This is a genomic window from Devosia sp. 919 (assembly GCF_013185965.1).
Taxonomy (GTDB): domain Bacteria; phylum Pseudomonadota; class Alphaproteobacteria; order Rhizobiales; family Devosiaceae; genus Devosia.
This window is the reverse complement of the sequence record NZ_JABAOL010000001.1, coordinates 42,234-60,327: the sequence shown is the minus strand read 5'-3', so window position 1 is coordinate 60,327 and position 18,094 is coordinate 42,234. Positions and strand designations below refer to the sequence as shown.

Annotated in this window: 20 protein-coding genes; 6 read left to right on the top strand and 14 right to left on the bottom strand. The window is 64.5% G+C overall.

The features are described from left to right. Positions 1–75 precede the first annotated feature (75 nt). On the bottom strand, positions 76–756 hold the full coding sequence (gene trmD, locus HRQ64_RS00300; protein WP_172121564.1) for a tRNA (guanosine(37)-N1)-methyltransferase TrmD: 681 nt from the start codon (positions 754–756) through the stop codon (positions 76–78). Next, complete coding sequence (rimM, locus tag HRQ64_RS00295; protein WP_127754758.1) at positions 753–1,289, bottom strand: ribosome maturation factor RimM; 537 nt, start codon at positions 1,287–1,289, stop codon at positions 753–755. The genes trmD and rimM overlap by 4 nt, the downstream gene beginning before the upstream one ends. 125 nt (positions 1,290–1,414) lie before the next feature. Here rimM and HRQ64_RS00290 point away from each other — a divergent pair, with 125 nt between their 5' ends. Then, positions 1,415–1,807, top strand: coding sequence for a hypothetical protein (locus HRQ64_RS00290; protein ID WP_172121563.1), 393 nt, complete (start codon positions 1,415–1,417; stop codon positions 1,805–1,807). A gap of 3 nt (positions 1,808–1,810) precedes the next feature. On the opposite strand, the gene HRQ64_RS00285 is transcribed toward HRQ64_RS00290, so the two are convergent. From HRQ64_RS00285 to htpX, 6 genes are all read right to left on the bottom strand, one after another. Then, positions 1,811–2,227, bottom strand: coding sequence for a metallopeptidase family protein (locus HRQ64_RS00285; RefSeq protein WP_172121562.1), 417 nt, complete (start codon positions 2,225–2,227; stop codon positions 1,811–1,813). Continuing rightward, entirely contained in the window at positions 2,218–3,621 is a 1,404-nt protein-coding gene (gene leuC / locus HRQ64_RS00280; RefSeq protein WP_172121561.1) for a 3-isopropylmalate dehydratase large subunit, read from the bottom strand. Before leuC ends, HRQ64_RS00285 begins: the two co-directional genes overlap by 10 nt. Before the next feature lie 98 nt (positions 3,622–3,719). Further along, on the bottom strand, positions 3,720–5,312 hold the full coding sequence (gene purH, locus HRQ64_RS00275) for a bifunctional phosphoribosylaminoimidazolecarboxamide formyltransferase/IMP cyclohydrolase (RefSeq protein WP_248307143.1): 1,593 nt from the start codon (positions 5,310–5,312) through the stop codon (positions 3,720–3,722). Positions 5,313–5,384: 72 nt separating this feature from the next. After that, on the bottom strand, positions 5,385–6,998 hold the full coding sequence (locus HRQ64_RS00270) for a heparinase II/III family protein (protein WP_172121559.1): 1,614 nt from the start codon (positions 6,996–6,998) through the stop codon (positions 5,385–5,387). Positions 6,999–7,114: 116 nt separating this feature from the next. Next, positions 7,115–8,350: an RsmB/NOP family class I SAM-dependent RNA methyltransferase gene (locus HRQ64_RS00265; RefSeq protein ID WP_172121558.1), complete on the bottom strand. Its 1,236-nt coding sequence runs from the start codon at positions 8,348–8,350 to the stop codon at positions 7,115–7,117. A 74-nt stretch (positions 8,351–8,424) separates the two neighbouring features. Further along, positions 8,425–9,408 carry a zinc metalloprotease HtpX gene (gene htpX / locus HRQ64_RS00260; RefSeq protein ID WP_172121557.1) on the bottom strand — a complete coding sequence of 328 codons (984 nt, stop codon included), beginning with the start codon at positions 9,406–9,408 and terminating at the stop codon, positions 8,425–8,427. Positions 9,409–9,500: 92 nt separating this feature from the next. On the opposite strand from htpX, the gene HRQ64_RS00255 reads away from it, so the two are divergent. After that, a complete protein-coding gene (locus tag HRQ64_RS00255; RefSeq protein ID WP_172121556.1) occupies positions 9,501–9,731 on the top strand; it encodes a DUF1674 domain-containing protein in 231 nt (76 codons plus the stop codon). 154 nt (positions 9,732–9,885) lie between these two features. Here HRQ64_RS00255 and HRQ64_RS00250 read toward each other — a convergent pair whose 3' ends face one another. Genes HRQ64_RS00250 through ccmA form a run of 5 tightly spaced genes read right to left on the bottom strand, consistent with a single transcriptional unit; the run spans position 9,886 to position 12,660 of the window. After that, on the bottom strand, positions 9,886–10,419 hold the full coding sequence (locus HRQ64_RS00250) for a DsbE family thiol:disulfide interchange protein (RefSeq protein WP_172121555.1): 534 nt from the start codon (positions 10,417–10,419) through the stop codon (positions 9,886–9,888). Next, entirely contained in the window at positions 10,419–10,592 is a 174-nt protein-coding gene (gene ccmD, locus HRQ64_RS00245; RefSeq protein WP_172121554.1) for a heme exporter protein CcmD, read from the bottom strand. The genes HRQ64_RS00250 and ccmD overlap by 1 nt, the downstream gene beginning before the upstream one ends. Next, positions 10,589–11,353, bottom strand: coding sequence for a heme ABC transporter permease (locus HRQ64_RS00240; protein WP_172121553.1), 765 nt, complete (start codon positions 11,351–11,353; stop codon positions 10,589–10,591). The genes ccmD and HRQ64_RS00240 overlap by 4 nt, the downstream gene beginning before the upstream one ends. 9 nt (positions 11,354–11,362) lie before the next feature. Then, positions 11,363–12,028: a heme exporter protein CcmB gene (ccmB, locus tag HRQ64_RS00235; RefSeq protein ID WP_172121552.1), complete on the bottom strand. Its 666-nt coding sequence runs from the start codon at positions 12,026–12,028 to the stop codon at positions 11,363–11,365. Then, on the bottom strand, positions 12,025–12,660 hold the full coding sequence (ccmA, locus tag HRQ64_RS00230) for a heme ABC exporter ATP-binding protein CcmA (protein ID WP_248307142.1): 636 nt from the start codon (positions 12,658–12,660) through the stop codon (positions 12,025–12,027). The genes ccmB and ccmA overlap by 4 nt, the downstream gene beginning before the upstream one ends. Positions 12,661–12,813: 153 nt before the next feature. Here ccmA and acnA point away from each other — a divergent pair, with 153 nt between their 5' ends. The 4 genes from acnA (at position 12,814) to HRQ64_RS00210 (ending at position 17,475) form a co-directional block, all read left to right on the top strand. Further along, a complete protein-coding gene (gene acnA / locus HRQ64_RS00225; RefSeq protein WP_172121551.1) occupies positions 12,814–15,504 on the top strand; it encodes an aconitate hydratase AcnA in 2,691 nt (896 codons plus the stop codon). Between the two features lie 126 nt (positions 15,505–15,630). Continuing rightward, entirely contained in the window at positions 15,631–15,996 is a 366-nt protein-coding gene (locus tag HRQ64_RS00220) for a VOC family protein (RefSeq protein WP_127754743.1), read from the top strand. A 102-nt stretch (positions 15,997–16,098) separates the two neighbouring features. Then, entirely contained in the window at positions 16,099–16,806 is a 708-nt protein-coding gene (locus HRQ64_RS00215) for a DUF1223 domain-containing protein (protein WP_172121550.1), read from the top strand. Positions 16,807–17,127: 321 nt separating this feature from the next. After that, a complete protein-coding gene (locus HRQ64_RS00210; protein ID WP_248307176.1) occupies positions 17,128–17,475 on the top strand; it encodes a DUF2794 domain-containing protein in 348 nt (115 codons plus the stop codon). A gap of 80 nt (positions 17,476–17,555) precedes the next feature. On the opposite strand, the gene HRQ64_RS00205 is transcribed toward HRQ64_RS00210, so the two are convergent. Beyond that, positions 17,556–18,053 carry a GNAT family N-acetyltransferase gene (locus HRQ64_RS00205; RefSeq protein WP_172121548.1) on the bottom strand — a complete coding sequence of 166 codons (498 nt, stop codon included), beginning with the start codon at positions 18,051–18,053 and terminating at the stop codon, positions 17,556–17,558. Between the last annotated feature and the right edge of the window lie 41 nt (positions 18,054–18,094).

Sequence of the window (18,094 nt, the reverse complement as noted above, 5' to 3'; positions counted from 1 at the left end):
CCGTCCAGTCGTGGCGGCGCTATAGGGGATTTTTGCCACAAAGTCCAGTCGTCCCGGGCACATCCGGCACCCCGTTCAATCCAGCAGGTCCGGGCGCCGCGCCCGGGTCAGCTCCAGGCTTTGCGCGTGCCGCCATTCGCGAATGCGCTTGTGGTCGCCCGACAGCAGAACGGATGGGATTTCGGATCCTTCCCAGCTCTGCGGGCGGGTATATTGGGGATATTCGAGGAGCCCGTTTTCAAAGCTTTCCTCGGCATGACTGTCCGCCCCGCCGAGCACGCCTGGGATCAGGCGCACCACGGCTTCGAGCAGCACCATGGCCGCAACTTCCCCGCCCGCGAGAACATAATCGCCGATGGAGATTTCCTCGAGCTGACGATGCTCGATCACGCGTTGGTCGATCCCCTCGAAGCGACCGCAAAGGATCACGGCGCCCGGGCCCAGCGCCAGTTCGCGCGCCCGCTTTTGCGTCAGCGGCGCGCCGCGCGGGCTCATCAGGATACGCGGGCGCGGATCCCCAGAGGGCGTCACGGCATCTATGGCGCGCGCCACGATATCGGGTTTGAGCACCATGCCGGCGCCGCCCCCCGCCGGAGTGTCGTCCACGGTGCGGTGCCGGTCGGTGGCGAAATCGCGCAGCTGGGTGGCCTTGAGCGACCACAGCCCATCATTGAGCCCGCGCCCCAGCACGGAAGCGCCGAGGGGCCCCGGAAAGAGATCGGGAAACAGGGTGATGATCTCAGCCGAAAAGCTCAATCGGGCTCTTCCTCGCCCTCGGGTGCATCGAGGGGAACCACGATGGTGAGATAGCCGTCGCCCAGCCGGACATCGGGCACAACGGCCTTGGTGAAGGGGTAAAGAAAAGTGTCGCCGGAAACGGGATCGCGGATTTCGATCAGATCGCCGGCGCCAAAATTGGGCAGCGCCACGACGGTGCCGAGCACGGTGCCATTTTCCAGCCGCGCTTCCAGGCCCAAGAGGTCGGCGTGGTAGAACTCGTCCTCATCATCGTGCTCGGGCAGGCGAGCCCGGTCGATAAACAGCGACACGCCATTGAGCGCTTCGGCGGCATTGCGGTCGGCAATGCCCTTGAGGCGCGCAATGGCAACATTGTTCTGCAGGCGCAGGGCCTCGATGGTGATGGTGAGGCCGGGGCGATCGGTTTCGAGGGCGCCATACTGGGCAATGGACTGGGGTTCGGCGGTAAAGGTGGCGATGCGCACCTCGCCCTTGATGCCGTGTGCGGCCCCGATCTTGCCAAGCAGCAGGCGGTTATTGGTTGGGGTCATGGCTTACCTCGCTGGGGATGGCTCCCCATAGCAGGCGGCACGACGCTTGGGAATTGCCTGCGAGGGGAGCGGGAACCAAGGGGGCGTCCGGCAATTGTGCACACACAGTTGAAAGGAGCCCAGCAATGGCGAGAGTTCTGAGCGGTCGGGAAGAAATCCGGCAATGGACGCAGGCGCGAGCCGGCAACCCCATCATGATGGAAACGCCCGATGTGCGCGAAAGCCGCTATTTGCTGCAGCTGACCTTTGGCCAGCATGCGCTCAATGCCGAGCGCAATGAGGGGCCGGACGTGAACCCCTATGGCGGCTGGGAGCTGGTGGATTGGGATGACTGGTTCGTGCAGCTGGACAAGCAGCGCCTCGCCTTGCGCGTCAATGAGGACGAGCCCGGCACGCTCAGCAATGATTATGAATTCGTCCCGCGTGAGGGCAGCGAGGAAGACCAGACCACCGACGCCGCCCGCAAGCCGGCCGCGATCACGGTGCAGTCGCCCAATCCGGACGACCGGGCGTCCTAGTCCCTAATTACTGGCGTTGTCGATGGCGTCCAGGTCGTCGTCGGAAAAGCCGAAATGGTGGCCGATCTCGTGCACCAGCACGTGGGTGATGATCTCGCCCAGCGTGTCGGTGTCGTTTTCGGCCCAGAAATCGAGAATGGCGCGGCGATAAAGCGTCACATTATTGGGCATCTGCCCGGTCTGGGGCACGGCACCGTCCTCGGTCAGGCCAATGCCCTGGAACAGCCCCATCAGCTCATAGGGGCTTTCCATGCCAAAGCCTTCGAGCACATCGTCCTCGGCCCATTCGGCCACCGAACAGGTGACATCGGCCGCAAGGGTCTTGAACGGCTCGGGAAGGCCCGCAAGGGCTTCGCGGGCCAAAGCTTCGAAATCATCGAGGGAGGGCGCCAGGCGCTCTCCCCAGGGATTTACTGCCACTCGCGGATATCAACGAAATGGCCGGCAATGGCGGCCGCGGCGGCCATGGCGGGCGACACCAGATGGGTGCGGCCCTTGAAGCCCTGGCGGCCTTCGAAATTGCGGTTGGAGGTCGAAGCGCAGCGCTCCTGGGGCTTGAGCTTATCGGGGTTCATAGCGAGGCACATCGAGCACCCCGGTTCACGCCATTCAAAGCCAGCAGCCTTGAAGATCTGGTCCAGCCCTTCGGCTTCGGCCTGATCCTTGACGAGGCCCGAGCCGGGCACGACCATGGCCGAAACGCCGGCAGCCACCTTGCGGTCACCGATCACGGCGGCGGCAGCGCGCAGATCCTCGATGCGGCCATTGGTGCACGAACCCACAAACACGCGCTCCACCGGAATATCGGTGATCTTGGTGCCGGGCTTGAGGCCCATATAGTCGAGCGCCCGCCACTTGGAGGCGCGCTTGTTTTCGTCGGCGATGTCGTCGGGATTGGGGACGACGCCGGTCACCGAGATCACGTCCTCGGGCGAGGAGCCCCAGGAAACGATCGGGGGCAAGTCGGCGGCATTGAGCACCACGACCTTGTCGAAATGGGCGCCTTCGTCGGTGTAGAGCGTCTTCCAATAGTCGAGCGCCATGTCCCAGGCCTGGCCCTTGGGCGCGCGGTTGCGGCCCTGAACATAATCAAAGGTGGTCTGGTCAGGCGCGATCAGGCCGGCGCGGGCGCCGCCCTCGATCGTCATGTTGCAGACCGTCATGCGGCCTTCCATCGAGAGAGCCTGGATGGCTTCGCCGGCAAATTCGATGACGTGGCCATTGCCGCCAGCGGTGCCGATCTCGCCGATGATCGCCAGGATGATGTCCTTGGCGGTGACATGGGGCGGCAGCTTGCCATCCACGCGCACCAGCATGTTCTTGGCTTTTTGCTGGATCAGGGTCTGGGTCGCCAGCACATGCTCGACTTCCGAGGTGCCGATGCCATGGGCCAAAGCGCCAAAGGCACCGTGGGTCGAGGTGTGGCTGTCGCCGCACACAATGGTCATGCCGGGCAGGGTGAAGCCCTGTTCGGGGCCCACGATGTGCACGATGCCCTGGCGCTTGTCGAAGGGGTCGAAATATTCGATGCCGAAATCGCGGGTGTTCTCGGCCAGCGCGGCGATCTGGATGGCGCTTTCCGGGTCGGGATTAGGCAGCGAACGGTCGGTGGTGGGGACATTGTGGTCCACCACCGCCAGGGTGCGCTCGGGATGGCGCACCTTGCGCCCGTTCATGCGCAGCCCCTCAAAGGCCTGCGGGCTCGTCACTTCGTGCACGAGATGCCGATCGATATAGATCAGCGAAGTGCCGTCAGCATTGTTCTGGACCAGGTGGTCGTCCCAGATTTTGTCGTAGAGCGTGCGGGGTGCCATGGGCGAGCGTTCCGGATAGGGGCTGTACTTTGGAGCCGTTCTAAGCCCAAGCCCCCGCACCGGTCAAGCAGAACCGTACCCGAGAGTACGGTTACTGTTCAGTGACGGAAATGGCGCATGCCGGTGAGCACCATGGCGATACCCGCGGCATCGGCCGCAGCGATCACCTCATTGTCGCGCATCGAGCCGCCGGGCTGGATCACCGCAGTGGCGCCAGCCGCAACCAGCGCTTCGAGGCCGTCGGCAAAGGGGAAAAAGGCATCGGAGGCCACGACGGAGCCCTGGGTCAGCGCGCCATCGATCCCGGCGGCCTGGGCGGCGTCGATCGATTTGCGATGGGCAACGCGGGCGGAATCCACCCGGCTCATCTGCCCCGCGCCAATGCCTACGGTAGCGCCATCCTTGACGTAAACAATGGCATTGGACTTGACGTGCTTGGCGACCAGGGCGGCAAGCTTGAGGTCGCGCATTTCGGCCTCGGTGGGCGCGCGCTGGGTGACGACCTGAAGCTCGCAATCATTCACATTGCGATTGTCACGCCCCTGCACGAGCAGGCCACCGGCGACTGAGCGGACGGTCAGCCCATCGGCCTTGGGATCGGCCACGCCGCCGGTCAGCAGCAGGCGCAGGTTCTTCTTGGCGGCAATGATGGCTTCCGCTTCCGGCGAGGCAGAAGGGGCGACGATCACTTCGGTGAAGGTCTTGACGATTTCCTCGGCCGCCGCCGCATCGAGCGGCTGGTTGGTGGCGACAATGCCGCCAAAGGCGCTGACCGGGTCGGTGCGCAGCGCCGCGCGATAAGCCGAGAGCAGATTGGGGCCAACGGCAACGCCGCAAGGATTGGCATGCTTGATGATGGCAACAGCCGCGGTCTCGGCGGGGTCGAACTCGCTTACGAGCTCAAAGGCTGCATCGGTGTCGTTGATGTTGTTGTAGCTCAGGGTCTTGCCCTGCACCTGCCGGGCGGTGGCGACGCCGGGGCGGTTTTCGCCCGTGGTGTAGAATGCCGCCCATTGATGCGGGTTTTCGCCGTAGCGCATGACTTCGCGCAAGGTCCCGGCAAAGGCGCGATAGGGGATTTCGGGATAATCGAGCGTCTGGGCAAACCAGGCGGAAATGGCGCTGTCATAGGCCGCGGTGCGGGCATAGGCCTTGGCGGCGAGCTTCTGGCGGAGGCTAAAGGGCACGCCGCCAGTAGCGCGCACCGCTTCGAGAATGGCGGGGTAATCGGCCGGGTCGACCACCACAGTTACGAATGCATGGTTCTTGGCCGCCGAGCGCACCATGGCGGGGCCGCCAATATCGATGTTCTCGATGATCGCGTCATAGCCCGCGCCCGAGGCCACGGTCTGCTCGAAGGGGTAGAGATTGACGGCGACGAGGTCGATCGGCCCGATGGCGTGCTCGCTCATCGAAGCGGCATGTTCCGGATTGTCGCGCACCGCCAAAAGGCCGCCATGCACCTTGGGGTGGAGGGTCTTGACGCGGCCATCCATCATTTCGGGAAAGCCGGTGAGGTCGGCAATCTCGCGCACCGGCAGGCCGGCCTCGGCGATCAGGCGCTGGGTGCCGCCAGTGGACACCAGTTCCACCCCCGCTTCGGCAAGGCCCGAGGCAAACTCGACCATGCCGGATTTGTCGAACACCGATAGCAGCGCCCGGCCGATCTTATGTGTGTTGCCCGCGTCCATCGGTTTTGCCCCTATATCTGGTGTTTGCCGGGTGCTCGCTAGCATGAAGCGCCCGCATGCGCCAACCGCCTGTCAGTTCTGGCGGGTGAAGATCCAGGCGATCTCCGTGCCAGCAGCGGCCTGTGCCTCGAGCACGAGTTGGCGTGTACGCACCAAGCCCAAGGAGGCAGACTGGCGCACGGAATCGTCTTCGTAAAGGCTCGCGCCTTCCCACAAAAAGCTCCACACTTCGCCATTGGGGAGAACAAGCCGCGCAACGCTTTCTTCCGAAACCCGGTGCACCACCGTGCCGGGCCCGAGATGAAAGCGCAGGCAGAGCACGCCACTGGGCGTGCCCTGCGCAATCAGGCGATCCTGGCCGACCAGGGTTTCGCCATCCCCAATCAAGGTGATCTGGCGTTCGATGTCGACCCCGAAGCGGCGGCGATAACCGGCCGTGGTGAGGGTGAGCGCGTTTTCCGCCAGTTCCAGCTTTGGCTTGGGAAGGGGCCCGCGACGGCCGACGGCACCGGATGGTTCGGGATCCTGGCCGTCAATGGTCGGGCCCGAATGGGCAACGGCTTGCCGGAACGAAGCTTCGCCGCCGGGCAGATCGGCAGGAGCTGGGCCGCAATTGCCCACCAGCAGCGCGTTGCCGGTCGAGAACTCGAAGGCCAGCGGGCTGCGATGCGCCTGGGCGGCAAAGTCCGGTGCAGGCGCGGGACCGGTATCGGCCACCAGAACCGCGTCGCCGGCGCGCAAAATGCCGTAGCCGCCGAGCAGCATGCTGCGCCGCCGCAGCGGCGGGCCGTCGGATTGCACGGCGATCAGGATGTCGTGGGGCAGCTGGCCGCAGCCCTGGAAATAAGCCGGCTCGCCCGTGCCCAGGGTCAGGGCATCAAGGCACATATGCATGCGATCGATCTGAGCGGCCAATTCGGCCGTAGCTTCGGTCTTGGGGCCCAGGGGCGCGCGGCGCACGCTTGAAAGCTCCACCAGCAATTGCAGCTGAAGCCGACTATTACGCGAGCGATGCAGCCCGTCCCGGTCGAGCTGTTCGGCCAAAAGCGCGTTGAGCCGCCGCAGCCGCGCGGCCAGATCGGTGCTGCCCTCGGCATCGCAGGCGGCGGCGCCCAAAAGCGCAATGCCCGCAAACAGCGCATCAACCGGATCGCTCGCCAGCCCTTCGCGCACCTTGAGGCTCTGGATCTGGGCGCCAAGGGCGCGCTGGATAGTGCGGGACTGCTCGGGGGTGGCGCCATCGAGCAGCATATTGAGGTGGCGCAGCCAATTGAGCACGCGCTGCGCGCAGATCGTGGGAGCCCAGCTCGGGCGGGCAAAGCCGCCATCGCGCTCGATCCAGTCCAGCACCAGGGTGCGGGCGAAAAACCGCTCGCCGGGGTCGCGCAGGTCACGGAAATGGCGCAGCCAGGAAAAGCTCTGCAGGTTCTGCCACCATTCCAGGTGCTCGGGCGGCTCGGCAAAGGGCGAGGTGCCGCCGGTCTGCACCAGCTTGGAGGCCAGCAGATAACGCCCCGCCATCATATCGCGTACGGCCTCCGCATCGGCCGGACGCAGTTCGGGCAGGTTGCCGCTCCAGCTATTGTCGGCCAGGCTGCGCCAGGTCCAGCGCACAGCCGGAAGCGTGACAACACGGTCGGCCAGCCCAAGAGCCGCACGGCGGGCGTGATGAACCAGTGGAATCACGGCGGGGCGCTCCCTTGTGGCAGGGAGCGATATGGGTCCGCCGGGGCGGCTAATGGCTGCAACGAGTTCATGCCTCAAAGGCGCTAGGTGATTTGCGCGACTTTCCGGCGGCCATTCTAGGAGCGGCGGCGGAATCGCGCCACGAAGAAACCGTCCATTCCCCCGTTTTGCGCGCCTGGTGCCATGCCCGGATGCGTGCGCACCGTTCCTTCTGACGTGATGGCTTGGGGCAAGCCAGGCAATTGCTCTGCTGTAACCGGCAGCAGTTCAAGTTCGGGCAGGTTGGCCAGCACCCATGCGGCCTGTGCTTCGCCTTCGTCAGGTTCGAGCGAGCAAACGCAATAGATCAGCACGCCGCCGGGCGCGAGGCACTTGGCGGCATTGCGCAGGAGATTGCGCTGCAAGCGGACGCGCCCGGCAATGTCGCTGAGCGAGCGGTGCCACAGCACTTCGGGGTGACGCCGGAAAGTGCCGGTCGCCGAACAGGGGGCATCGAGCACGATGCCGGCAAAGGGCTCTTCGGGCGCATAGGTGGTGGCATCGGCCACGACGGTTTGCGCGCTATAGTCGAGGCGCTCGAGATTGCCGGCGAGGCGCTCCATGCGTTTGGCATCGGCGTCGAGCGCGGTGACTGCATAGCCGGCCTTGACCAGCTGGGCGGTCTTGCCGCCCGGCGCGGCGCAAAGGTCGAGCACGCGCGAATTCGCGGGCAGGTCGAGCAGGCGCGCTGGGATCGCGGCGGCAGCATCCTGCACCCACCAGCGCCCGTCGCTATATCCTGGCAGGGCTTCCACCGGCTTGTCGCGCGCATCGATCCGCACGCTGTCGGCCATCAGGGGGACGGCGCCCAGCGCATCGCGCAGTTCGGGGTCGTCATGCTTGAGCGTCAGGTCCAGCGGTGCGCCGGCCAAAAGCGCGGCTTCAAAGGCAATGATGGCGTCTTCGCCATAGGCGGCCAGCCAGGTGTCGCCAAAGGTCTCGGGCAGCAGCAAATCGTCCGACAGCATGCTGAACTTGGCCGAATTGGCCTGCGCGGTGCGCAACACGGCATTCATCAGCCCGGCCAGGTGGCGCGCCTTGGGATCACGCTTGACCGCCTCGACCGCAAGAAACAGCGCGCTATGGGCGCCCAGATCGGGCAGGAAAATCAGTTGCGCGACCGACAGGCGCAGCACGGCTTCGAAGGTGCCTGATTTGCCCGGCATGCCCTTGTCGAGCAGGGCATGGAGAATGAAGTTGAGCTGGCCGTGGCGGCGCAGCGCCGTGGTAATCAGCCGGTTGGCGAGAGCGCGGTCGCGCCCGTCAGCCAGATCGGCAGGGCCCAGGGGCGCGAAATGTTCGCCCGCGAGCACGCCCCGCAGGCGCTGCGCGGCAACGAGGCGAAGCTTGAGGCCGGCCGGTTCAGGTTTGTGCGTCTTGATTTGTTTTATCCCCAGGGGCCGCGATCACCGGGATTGTCCCGGCCGGCCGACGGCGCGCGCCAGGTGGCACCGCCAGGCGCCGGACGGCGTGGCGAAGCCGACCAGGGCCCGCGCGCCGGCCGGGGGTCCTTATCAACCACCTGAAGCTGCGCTGCAAGCTGCTGGAGCGGGGCAATGCGGTTGCCCGTATCGGGGTGGGTGGAGAAGAGATTGTCCATGCGCTGCCCGGACAGGGGATTGATGATATACATATGGGCCATCGCGGGGTTGCGTTCGGCTTGAACATTGACCTGCCGCCCGGCAAGGGTGGCGATCTTGGCCAGCGCCGAAGCCAGCGCCAGGGGATCGCCCGAAATGGCGGCGCCATCCTTGTCGGCCTCGTATTCGCGGGTGCGGCTCACCGCCATCTGCACGATCATCGCCGCAACCGGCGCCAGGAACACCATCAAGAGCGCGCCGATGCCGCCCAGCGGATTGTCGCGATTATTGCCGCCGCCGAAAAACAGGCCGAACTGGGCCAGGGCCGAAATGGCGCCGGCAAAGGTGGCGGTGATGGTCATGGTCAGGGTATCGCGCGAGCGGATATGGGCCAGCTCATGGGCGACCACGGCAGCGACTTCGCGGGTATCGAGTTGCTGCAGGAGGCCCGTGGACACCGCCACGGCCGCATTCTGCGGATTGCGCCCGGTGGCAAAGGCATTGGGCTGGTCGGTCTGGATCACATAAACAGCGGGAGTGGGGATGCCGGCCTTTTGCGAGAGGATGTCGACCATCTCATAGAGTTGAGGCACCTGGCTGCGCTCCACCGGAACGGCGTTCTGCATGCGCAGCACCATTTTGTCGGAGTTCCAGTAGCTGAACAGATTGGTCAGCAGCGCAAAGCCAAAGGCCATCATCATGCCCGAGCTGCCACCAATGAAATAGCCGACCACCATGAACAGCGCCGTCAGCGCCGCCAGCAGGCCAAAGGTGCGAAGCGTGTTGTACATGGTGCCTCTTGGGTTTGCGTGTCTGGCCAATTATGTTGGGTGCGATCCGGTTGCATGCAAGGCGCCGGGGCCCAAGCCTTGGGAGAAGCGCAATGAACGACAATGAGCCAAATGCCCCAGAGCCGTCCGCGACTGCCCCCGAGCCCGCGCCGCGCCCGCCCCTGTCTCCTGCCGCGCAACGGGCTCTGGCGGAAGCCGAAGCGCGCCGCGCCGAGATCGACCGCCTTGCGGCCCAGAACCCGGCCGAAAAAGGCGGCCGCGGCGGCCTCGAGCCGGTGCGCTACGGGGACTGGGAGATCAAGGGTTTAACCAGCGATTTTTGAGGGTGCTTTCCTGAGGTTCAAACGCTTGGGTATGGCGGCACGATAGTGCGCTTCACCACGACCCCCTCCCTCGATCCCTCCCTCCCCCGTGAGGGGAGGGCCGGGCGACTTCTATCGCGGAGGGCGCTTCGCGACGGATGCAGAACCCTAAACTTTACCCCCGTGCAGCCGCGATCGCCGGCAGCAGTTCCTGTTCGAGGCTGGTGGGGGTCAGGGGGCCGACATGCTTGAAGGTAATGACCCCTTGCGGGTTGACCACAAAAGTTTCGGGCACGCCATAAACACCCCAATCGATCGAGACGCGCCGGTCGCGGTCGGCGCCGACCGCATCATAGGGATTGCCCAGTTCGGCCAGAAAGGCGCGGGCATTTTCGGGGGCGTCGGCCTGGTTGATGCCAAAGAGCCGGATATCGCCACTGTCCTTGAGGCTGGTCAGCAGCGGGTGCTCGGCGCGGCAAGGGATGCACCAGGAGGCAAACACATTGACCACCGTGACCCCGCCGGTGAGGTTTTCGGTGGCAAAGCCGGGCACGCCGAGGTCCGGCACCGCTTCGAGGGCGAAGCTCGGCGCGGGTTTGTCGATCAGCACCGAGCGCACCAGCGAAGGGTCGCGGTTCATGGTGCTGGCGAAGATCGCGACGAGACCGGCGAGCAGCAGCAGCGGCAGGGCAAACAGGAGGAAGCGCATCAGGCGGCCGGCTCGGCCGAGCGGCGACGGATGCCACGCGCTTCGAGGTCCTTGAGCCGCTGCTCGGTGCGGCGGGCGTCCCAGAGGGTCCAGCCGATCAGCGCGGCCACGACAAGCGCAACACCAAGATAGGCGCAAACGATAAAGAGCGCGTGGGGTCCCAGATCGATCATGCGTCTGCCGCTCCCTGGGCTGCCCGGCGCTCGAGCGTAGCGACGCGCCGGCGCTTGATCTCGGTGTGCATGGCCTTGAGCTGGAGCGTGATGAACAGCAGCGTAAAGGCAAAGAACATCACGAAGAGCGGCGTCAGGATGGACGGCGGCATGCGCGGCCCGTCGGCGCGAAAGACGCTGGCGGGTTGATGGAGCGTCGACCACCAATCCACCGAGAACTTGATAATGGGTATATTGACCGCACCCACGAGGGTGAAGACGGCAATCACCCGGGCGCCGCGCAGCTGGTCGTCAAAGGCGCGCCAGAGCGCAATAATGCCGAGATAGATGAACAGCAGGACCAGCGTCGAGGTCATGCGCCCGTCCCATTCCCAGAACGTACCCCAGGTCGGGCGGCCCCAGAGCGAGCCGGTAAAGAGCGCCAGCGCTGTAAAGCAGGCGCCCAGGGGCGCGGCGGTCTTCATCGCCACATCGGCCAGCGGGTGGCGCCAGACCAGGGTGCCCAGCGCCGAAACGGCCATGGTCGCGTAAACGAATTGGCTCAGCCATGCGGTGGGCACATGCACATACATGATGCGCACGGTGTCGCCCATCTGGTAGTCCTGGGGCGAGTTGAACAAGGCGAACCACAGCCCAACCAGGAACAGGAGCGCGGTGGCCACGGTGAGTGGCCAGAGCAGCGGGCGCGTCCAGGCGACGAACTGCCCGGGATGGGCAATCCGGTTCCACCAGCGCTGTTTGGGTGCGGTTGCAAGCGTCATGGGGCTCAACTAATCCTCGCTCGCACTTATCGCAAGACCCGCAGCAAAGGGCGCAGTGGCGCAGGCGATGAGGCTAATCGCCGCGAGAAACAGCAAGGCGCTGCCGGATTGATCCGGTCCAGGCCCAGCCGGAATGGCGCCAACGCCAAAGATCAGCACCGGCACCGAAAGGGGCGCGATGAGGATCGGGGCCAGCAAACCGCCCCGGCCGATCCCCACCGTTATCGCCGCGCCGATAGCACCAAAAGCGGCAAGCGCCGGCGTGCCCACCAGCAGCGACAGCAGGGTGCGCCAAAAGCTCGCAAGGTCCATAGATAACAAGATTGCCAGCAGCGGGCTGGCAAGAAGCAGCGGCAAGGCCGCGAGCAGCCAGTGCGCCAGCAGCTTGGCGGCGATGATCGCCGGCATAGGGAGCGCCGCCTGACGCAAGAGCAGCAGGGTGCCATCCTCATGGTCGGGCCGGAACAGCCGATCGAGCCCGAGCAGCATGGACAAGAACGCCGCGATCCAGATCATGCCCGGCGCAAGCCGGGCGAGCAGCGCCTGGTCGGGACCAACGGCAAAGGGCACAACGACGCCCACGATTACAAAAAAGAGGACGAGCGTCAGCACATCGCCACCCCCGCGCAGAGCGAGGCGCAGGTCGCGCCCGAGCGCCGCCGCAAAACCGCTCATCGGCTCGGCTCCAGGGTCAGGGTGGTGATCCGCGTGGGATCGGCGAGGGCGAGTTCGTCATGGGTGGCGGCCACGACAATGCCGCCGCTTTGCAGTTGCGCATCGATAAGGCCGGCAACCAATGCCTGACCCTGCCGGTCGAGCGCGGCGGTGGGTTCATCAAGGAGCCACAGCGGGCGCGGCGAGACCAGCAGCCGGGCCAGCGCCAGGCGCCGCCCCTGCCCGGCCGACAGATAGCCGGCATCGAGCCGGGCCAGGGCGCCCAGGCCCACCTGTTCCAGCGCATCGGGCACCGGCAGGCCATCGCCGCCGTTCAGCGCGGCCCAGAACTGCAGGTTTTCTTCGACGCTCAGCCGCGGCTTGACCGCGTTGCGGTGGCCGCAGAAATGGAGAAATGGCCCCTCGTCGGGATCAACGCCGTCGAGCGCAAGGCTGCCCGCTATGGGCGCTACTACGCCCGCGAGCGTCAGCAGCAGCGTCGTCTTGCCCGCGCCATTGGGTCCGCGCAGCAGCAGCGCCGTGCCCGGTTCGGCCAAGAGGTCCAAAGGCTGGCCAAGGGGCGTGCCGCCCCGTCCGCATTGAAGGCCTTGGGCGCGCAGATGCAGGGCTGGAAACACTTGCCGAGGGGACATGGCCCCATCTCGTATTGAACTAAAGGCGGCACTGGCAAGGGTAATCTTTGTTGGATATAAGCCCTCTAGATTGGAGTCATTCCAGGAAAGGCGACGTCTTTGGGCGGTTGCCCGGCCCGTTGGCCGCACGCCCCGCGTTCGCCGCAACGCTAGATGACAGGGCGGAACACCGTGACCTCACTGAACAGCTTCAACGCCAAATCGACCCTTGAGGTCGGCGGCAAGCGCTACACCTATTATTCCATCGCCGAAGCCGAAAAGAACGGGCTGGAGGGCGTTTCCGCGTTGCCCCATTCCATGAAAGTGGTCCTGGAAAACCTGCTGCGCTTCGAAGATGACCGCACCGTCACCAAGGCCGATATCCTGGCTGTGGCCGAATGGCTCAAGACGCGCAGCACCGAGCACGAGATTTCCTATCGCCCGGCGCGCGTGCTGATGCAGGACTTCACCGGCGTTCCGGCCGTGGTGGATCTGGCCGCGATGCGCGATGCGACCGCCAAGCTCGGCGCCAATCCGCAAAAGATCAATCCGCTGGTGCCCGTCGATCTCGTGATCGATCACTCGGTGATGGTCGACAGCTTTGGCACGCCGATGGCCTTCGAGCAGAATGTCGAGCTCGAATATGAACGCAATGGCGAACGCTACGAGTTCCTGCGCTGGGGCCAGTCGGCCTTCGACAATTTCCGCGTCGTGCCCCCCGGCACCGGCATCTGCCACCAGGTCAATCTCGAATATCTCGCCCAGACCGTGTGGACCCGCGAAGAGAACGGCGAGATCGTCGCTTATCCCGATACGCTGGTGGGTACCGATTCCCACACCACCATGGTCAATGGCATGGCTGTGCTGGGCTGGGGCGTGGGCGGCATCGAGGCCGAGGCAGCGATGCTCGGCCAGCCCATCACCATGATGATCCCCGAAGTCGTGGGCTTCAAGCTTACGGGCAAGATCAACGAGGGCATCACCGCCACCGACCTCGTGCTGACCGTCACCGAAATGCTGCGCAAGAAGGGCGTGGTCGGCAAGTTCGTCGAGTTCTATGGCCCGGGTCTCGACTACCTCAGCCTCGAAGACCAGGCGACCATTGCCAATATGGCCCCTGAATATGGCGCCACCTGCGGCTACTTCCCCGTCGATGCCGATACGCTGAAATACCTCACCACTTCGGGCCGCGACCCGCAGCGCGTGGCGCTGGTTGAGGCCTATAGCAAGGCCCAGGGCATGTTCCGCGACACCAATTCGCCCGATCCGGTGTTCACCTCGACCCTCGAGCTCGATCTTTCCACCGTCGTGCCCTCGATCTCGGGTCCCAAGCGCCCGCAAGACCGTATCGTTCTGACCAATGCCAAGCAGGCCTTTATCGAAGGGCTGCCCAAGGAATTCGGCAAGACCGAGGACACCCGCGTTCCCGTGGAAGGCGAAGAGTTCAGCATCGGGCATGGTGATGTGGTGATCGCCGCCATCACCTCTTGCACCAATACCTCCAACCCATCGGTGCTGGTGGCTGCCGGTCTCGTTGCCCGCAAGGCACGCGCCCTCGGCCTCAACTCCAAGCCTTGGGTCAAGACCTCGCTGGCCCCCGGCTCGCAGGTGGTGACCGACTACCTCACCGCCGCGAACCTTCAGGCCGATCTTGATGCCCTTGGGTTCAACCTTGTCGGCTATGGCTGCACCACCTGCATCGGCAATTCGGGCCCGCTGCCGGCCGCCATCTCCAAGGCGATCCAGACCGGCGACGTGGTGGCTGCGTCGGTGCTGTCGGGTAATCGCAATTTCGAAGGCCGCGTCAATTCGGATGTGAAGGCGAACTTCCTCGCTTCCCCGCCGCTCGTTGTGGCCTATGCCATTGCCGGCTCGATGAATGTCGACATCACCACTGAGCCGCTGGGCATCGGCTCGAACGGCCAGCCGGTTTATCTGCGCGATATCTGGCCCACCAATCACGAGATCGCCGAGATCGTGCGCACCCATGTGACGCCTGAAATGTTCAAGCGGCGCTATTCGGATGTGTTCAAGGGCGACGACAACTGGCAGGCCATCGCCATCGAAGGCGGCGAAACCTATGGCTGGAACAGCTCCTCGACCTATGTGCAGAACCCGCCCTATTTCGAAGACATGGACATGACCCCCAAGCCGGTGACCGATATCAACGGCGCGCGGGTGCTGGCCCTGTTCCTTGACTCGATCACCACCGACCACATCTCCCCGGCCGGCTCGTTCAAGCCCTCCACCCCGGCGGGCCAATATCTGCAGGAGCACCAGGTCGCCCCGCGCGATTTCAACTCCTATGGCGCCCGGCGCGGCAACCATGAGGTGATGATGCGCGGCACTTTTGCCAATATCCGCATCAAGAACCAGATGCTGCCGGGCGTTGAAGGTGGCTTCACCAAGGGTCCCGATGGCTCGCAGATGCCGATCTATGATGCGGCCATGGCCTATCAGGGCCAGGGCACGCCGCTCGTGATCTTTGCGGGTAAGGAATATGGCACGGGCTCATCGCGCGACTGGGCGGCCAAGGGCACCAATCTCTTGGGCGTTAAAGCCGTGATCGCGCAGAGCTTCGAGCGTATTCACCGCTCCAACCTTGTGGGCATGGGCGTGATCCCGCTGCAGTTCAAGGACGGCGAGAGCTGGCAGACGCTGGGGCTCGACGGCACCGAAACCATCGACATCGTCGGGGTGGAAAACCTGGCTCCCCGTGCTATTGTGCCGGTCAAGATCACCCGCGCCGACGGCACAAGCTTTATCATCGAAACCCGTTGCCGCATCGATACGGCCAACGAGCTCGATTACTACAAGAATGGCGGCATCCTGCACTATGTGCTGCGCAGCCTCGTGGCCGCATAAGGGTTCATTCCCGCGCCAGATAATTCTTGATGGCGGCCCTTGGGGGCCGCCATTTTCGTTTGCTGCTGACAGGGTTTGTCGCAAGGGGCTGCGAGGGTTCCGCCATACGCAAATGGAGTGGAAAAAATGATCGATCATCTGGGCATTGTCACCGGGCAGTTCGAGCCGATGCTGGCTTTTTACAAGGCAGCATTGGCTCCGCTCGGCTATAGCCAGCAAGCGGCCTATCCCGGGGTTGCGGGGCTGGGCGGAACGGGCGAACCCGCCGATCTGTGGCTGACCGCAGCCGACGGCGCGATGCCGGTCCATGTCGCCCTACGCAGCCCCGACCGCGCGACCGTGGATGCATTCCATGCCGCCGCTCTCGCCGCAGGTGGCCGCGACAATGGTGGCCCGGGGCTCCGGCCCAATTACGGTCCCGATTATTATGCCGCCTTTGTGCTCGATCCCGACGGCAATAACCTGGAGCTGGTCTGCCACGCTCCCGCCTAAGGTTAACCGAGCCGGTATTTGTCACCCCGTTTTGACTGGCGGGCCAACCAATCTGTGGCTTACAACTTGGGGATGGTTCCTCCTTGCACCCCCGCCGTAATCATGGCGATGATCGCACTTCTGGCCATGGCCCCCTCTAGCCAGGCCGAAAGCCTGCGCGAGCGGCCCAAGGCTGTGGTTGAATTGTTTACCAGCCAGGGCTGCTCGTCCTGCCCGCCGGCCGATGCGCTGCTGTCGAGCCTGGGCCGAGACGAGGACGTGATCGCCCTCGCCTTTCATGTCGATTATTGGGATTATGTGGGCTGGAAGGACACTTTCGGCAATCCGGCCAATTCCGACCGGCAGCGCGCCTATGCCAAGAGTTGGGGCACGCCGCGCATCTACACGCCGCAGATGGTGGTCAACGGCAAGCAGGATGTGGTGGGCTCGCGCCGCGCCGAAGTGCATAGCGCCATTCGCTCGGCCAGCCTGACCCTGCCGGTGGATATCGAAAGCGATGCCGGCATGCTCGAGGTCGAGATCGGCCCTCGTGCCGGAACCGCCGATGCAGTGGTTTGGCTCGTCACCTATCTGCGCCAGGCGCAGGTGCAGATCGAGCGCGGCGAAAACGCGGGCAAGGCGATGAGCTATACCCAGGTGGTCACCGGCCGACACATGCTGGGCATGTGGGAAGGCAAGGCTGGCGCTCGTTTCAAACTGCCATTGGCCGAACTTGCCGCCGAAGCGGGCGACGGCATCGCCGTGATCGTGCAGGAAGACCGCAATGGGCTGCCAGGAGCCATTCTGGGCGCTGCGTCCTACGAGCGCTGACCCCCAAACAAATCTCCCGCCGCTGGAAACCAGGGACGGGAGAAGTTGACTGCTCTTTGGAGGAACTGGTGGCGGCGTTCTTCGGGGGGCTCGGTCGGCCAGCCACCAGCCTTGGGGCAACGATGACACTGTCGCGGTGCAATGGGGCAGCCAAAGGGAAGCAGTGTGGCCTAAATGGGGTATTTTGGCCTAGGGCGATGGCGGTGCCGTGAAGCGCTTGCATCGCCGGTCGAATGCCGCGATCATGACGGTTCTGCAACAAGGAGTGCGAGGCCAAGCGTGCAAGCGCGTGTTCCAAACAGCAAGCCGGTGAAGCTCGAATTGGTGCATCAGGCCGAGGCGCCGCCCAGTCCGCAGCCCAGCAAGGTCCCAGCCATTGTTGCCTTTGACCGCAAGGAACTGGCGCTGATCCTGTCGGTTTATGGCCGCAAGGTCGGGCAGGGCGAGTGGCGAGATTACGCCATGGACTTCCTGCGCGAGCGGGCAGTGTTTTCGGTATATGCCCGCGTGTCCGAGCGACCACTTTACCTGATCGAGAAAACCCCGCGCTTGCGCAATCGCCAGGGGCAATATGCCGTTACCAACCAGCAGGGCCGCATTTTGAAGCGCGGCCACGAACTGGCGCAGGTGCTCCGCGTGCTCGATCCGCAACTGGCGGTGGTGGGTTAACCGCCTGTTGCCGGTCCGGCGGACTGCAGCCGCGCCTCAGCGGGTGTTGCTCAGGCTCATCGGTTTAACAAGCTGCCTGATTAAAGCGCCAGTTGCAGGTGCACGATGTCGTGCCAGCGGTCGAATTTGAGGCCAACCGCTTCGTAATACCCGACGCGGTGGAAGCCAAATCTCTCGTGGATGCCGACCGAGTTGGCCGTATCGGCGGTGATCACCGCCAGCATCTGCTTGAAGCCAAAGGCCCGCGACTGCGTCAGAAGCTCGCTCAGCATTGCCTTGCCGATGCCGCGCCCGGTTTCGGCAGGATCGAGATAAAGCGAATCCTCGCAGGTGAAGCGATAGGCCGCGCGGGGCCGATAAAAGCTGGCATAGGCATAGCCGATGGGCTTGCCCGCGCGCTCGGCGATGATCACCGGATGACCCAAGCGCAAGAGGCCCGCATATTTCTCGGCGATGGCCGTTTCGTCGGGCGCTTCGGTATCAAAGGTAATGGCGGTGTGATCGACATAATGTCGGTAGATGCGGGTGATCGCGGGCACATCGGACCACTCGAACGGGCGCAGGCGGAAGTCGGACACGATACGTCAACTCGACAAAGCAAAGGGACCGCAGCCTTTAT

Coding starts and splice junctions, on each gene's coding strand:
- ccmB (WP_172121552.1), bottom strand. CDS start 12,028: ATGAGCGGTTTTGCGGCGGCGCTCGGGCGCGACCTGCGCCTCGCTCTG.
- purH (WP_248307143.1), bottom strand. CDS start 5,312: ATGGACGCGGGCAACACACATAAGATCGGCCGGGCGCTGCTATCGGTG.
- ccmA (WP_248307142.1), bottom strand. CDS start 12,660: ATGTCCCCTCGGCAAGTGTTTCCAGCCCTGCATCTGCGCGCCCAAGGC.
- HRQ64_RS00255 (WP_172121556.1), top strand. CDS start 9,501: ATGAACGACAATGAGCCAAATGCCCCAGAGCCGTCCGCGACTGCCCCC.
- htpX (WP_172121557.1), bottom strand. CDS start 9,408: ATGTACAACACGCTTCGCACCTTTGGCCTGCTGGCGGCGCTGACGGCG.
- leuC (WP_172121561.1), bottom strand. CDS start 3,621: ATGGCACCCCGCACGCTCTACGACAAAATCTGGGACGACCACCTGGTC.
- acnA (WP_172121551.1), top strand. CDS start 12,814: ATGACAGGGCGGAACACCGTGACCTCACTGAACAGCTTCAACGCCAAA.
- HRQ64_RS00250 (WP_172121555.1), bottom strand. CDS start 10,419: ATGCGCTTCCTCCTGTTTGCCCTGCCGCTGCTGCTGCTCGCCGGTCTC.
- HRQ64_RS00220 (WP_127754743.1), top strand. CDS start 15,631: ATGATCGATCATCTGGGCATTGTCACCGGGCAGTTCGAGCCGATGCTG.
- HRQ64_RS00290 (WP_172121563.1), top strand. CDS start 1,415: ATGGCGAGAGTTCTGAGCGGTCGGGAAGAAATCCGGCAATGGACGCAG.
- ccmD (WP_172121554.1), bottom strand. CDS start 10,592: ATGATCGATCTGGGACCCCACGCGCTCTTTATCGTTTGCGCCTATCTT.
- rimM (WP_127754758.1), bottom strand. CDS start 1,289: ATGACCCCAACCAATAACCGCCTGCTGCTTGGCAAGATCGGGGCCGCA.
- HRQ64_RS00240 (WP_172121553.1), bottom strand. CDS start 11,353: ATGACGCTTGCAACCGCACCCAAACAGCGCTGGTGGAACCGGATTGCC.
- HRQ64_RS00215 (WP_172121550.1), top strand. CDS start 16,099: ATGGCGATGATCGCACTTCTGGCCATGGCCCCCTCTAGCCAGGCCGAA.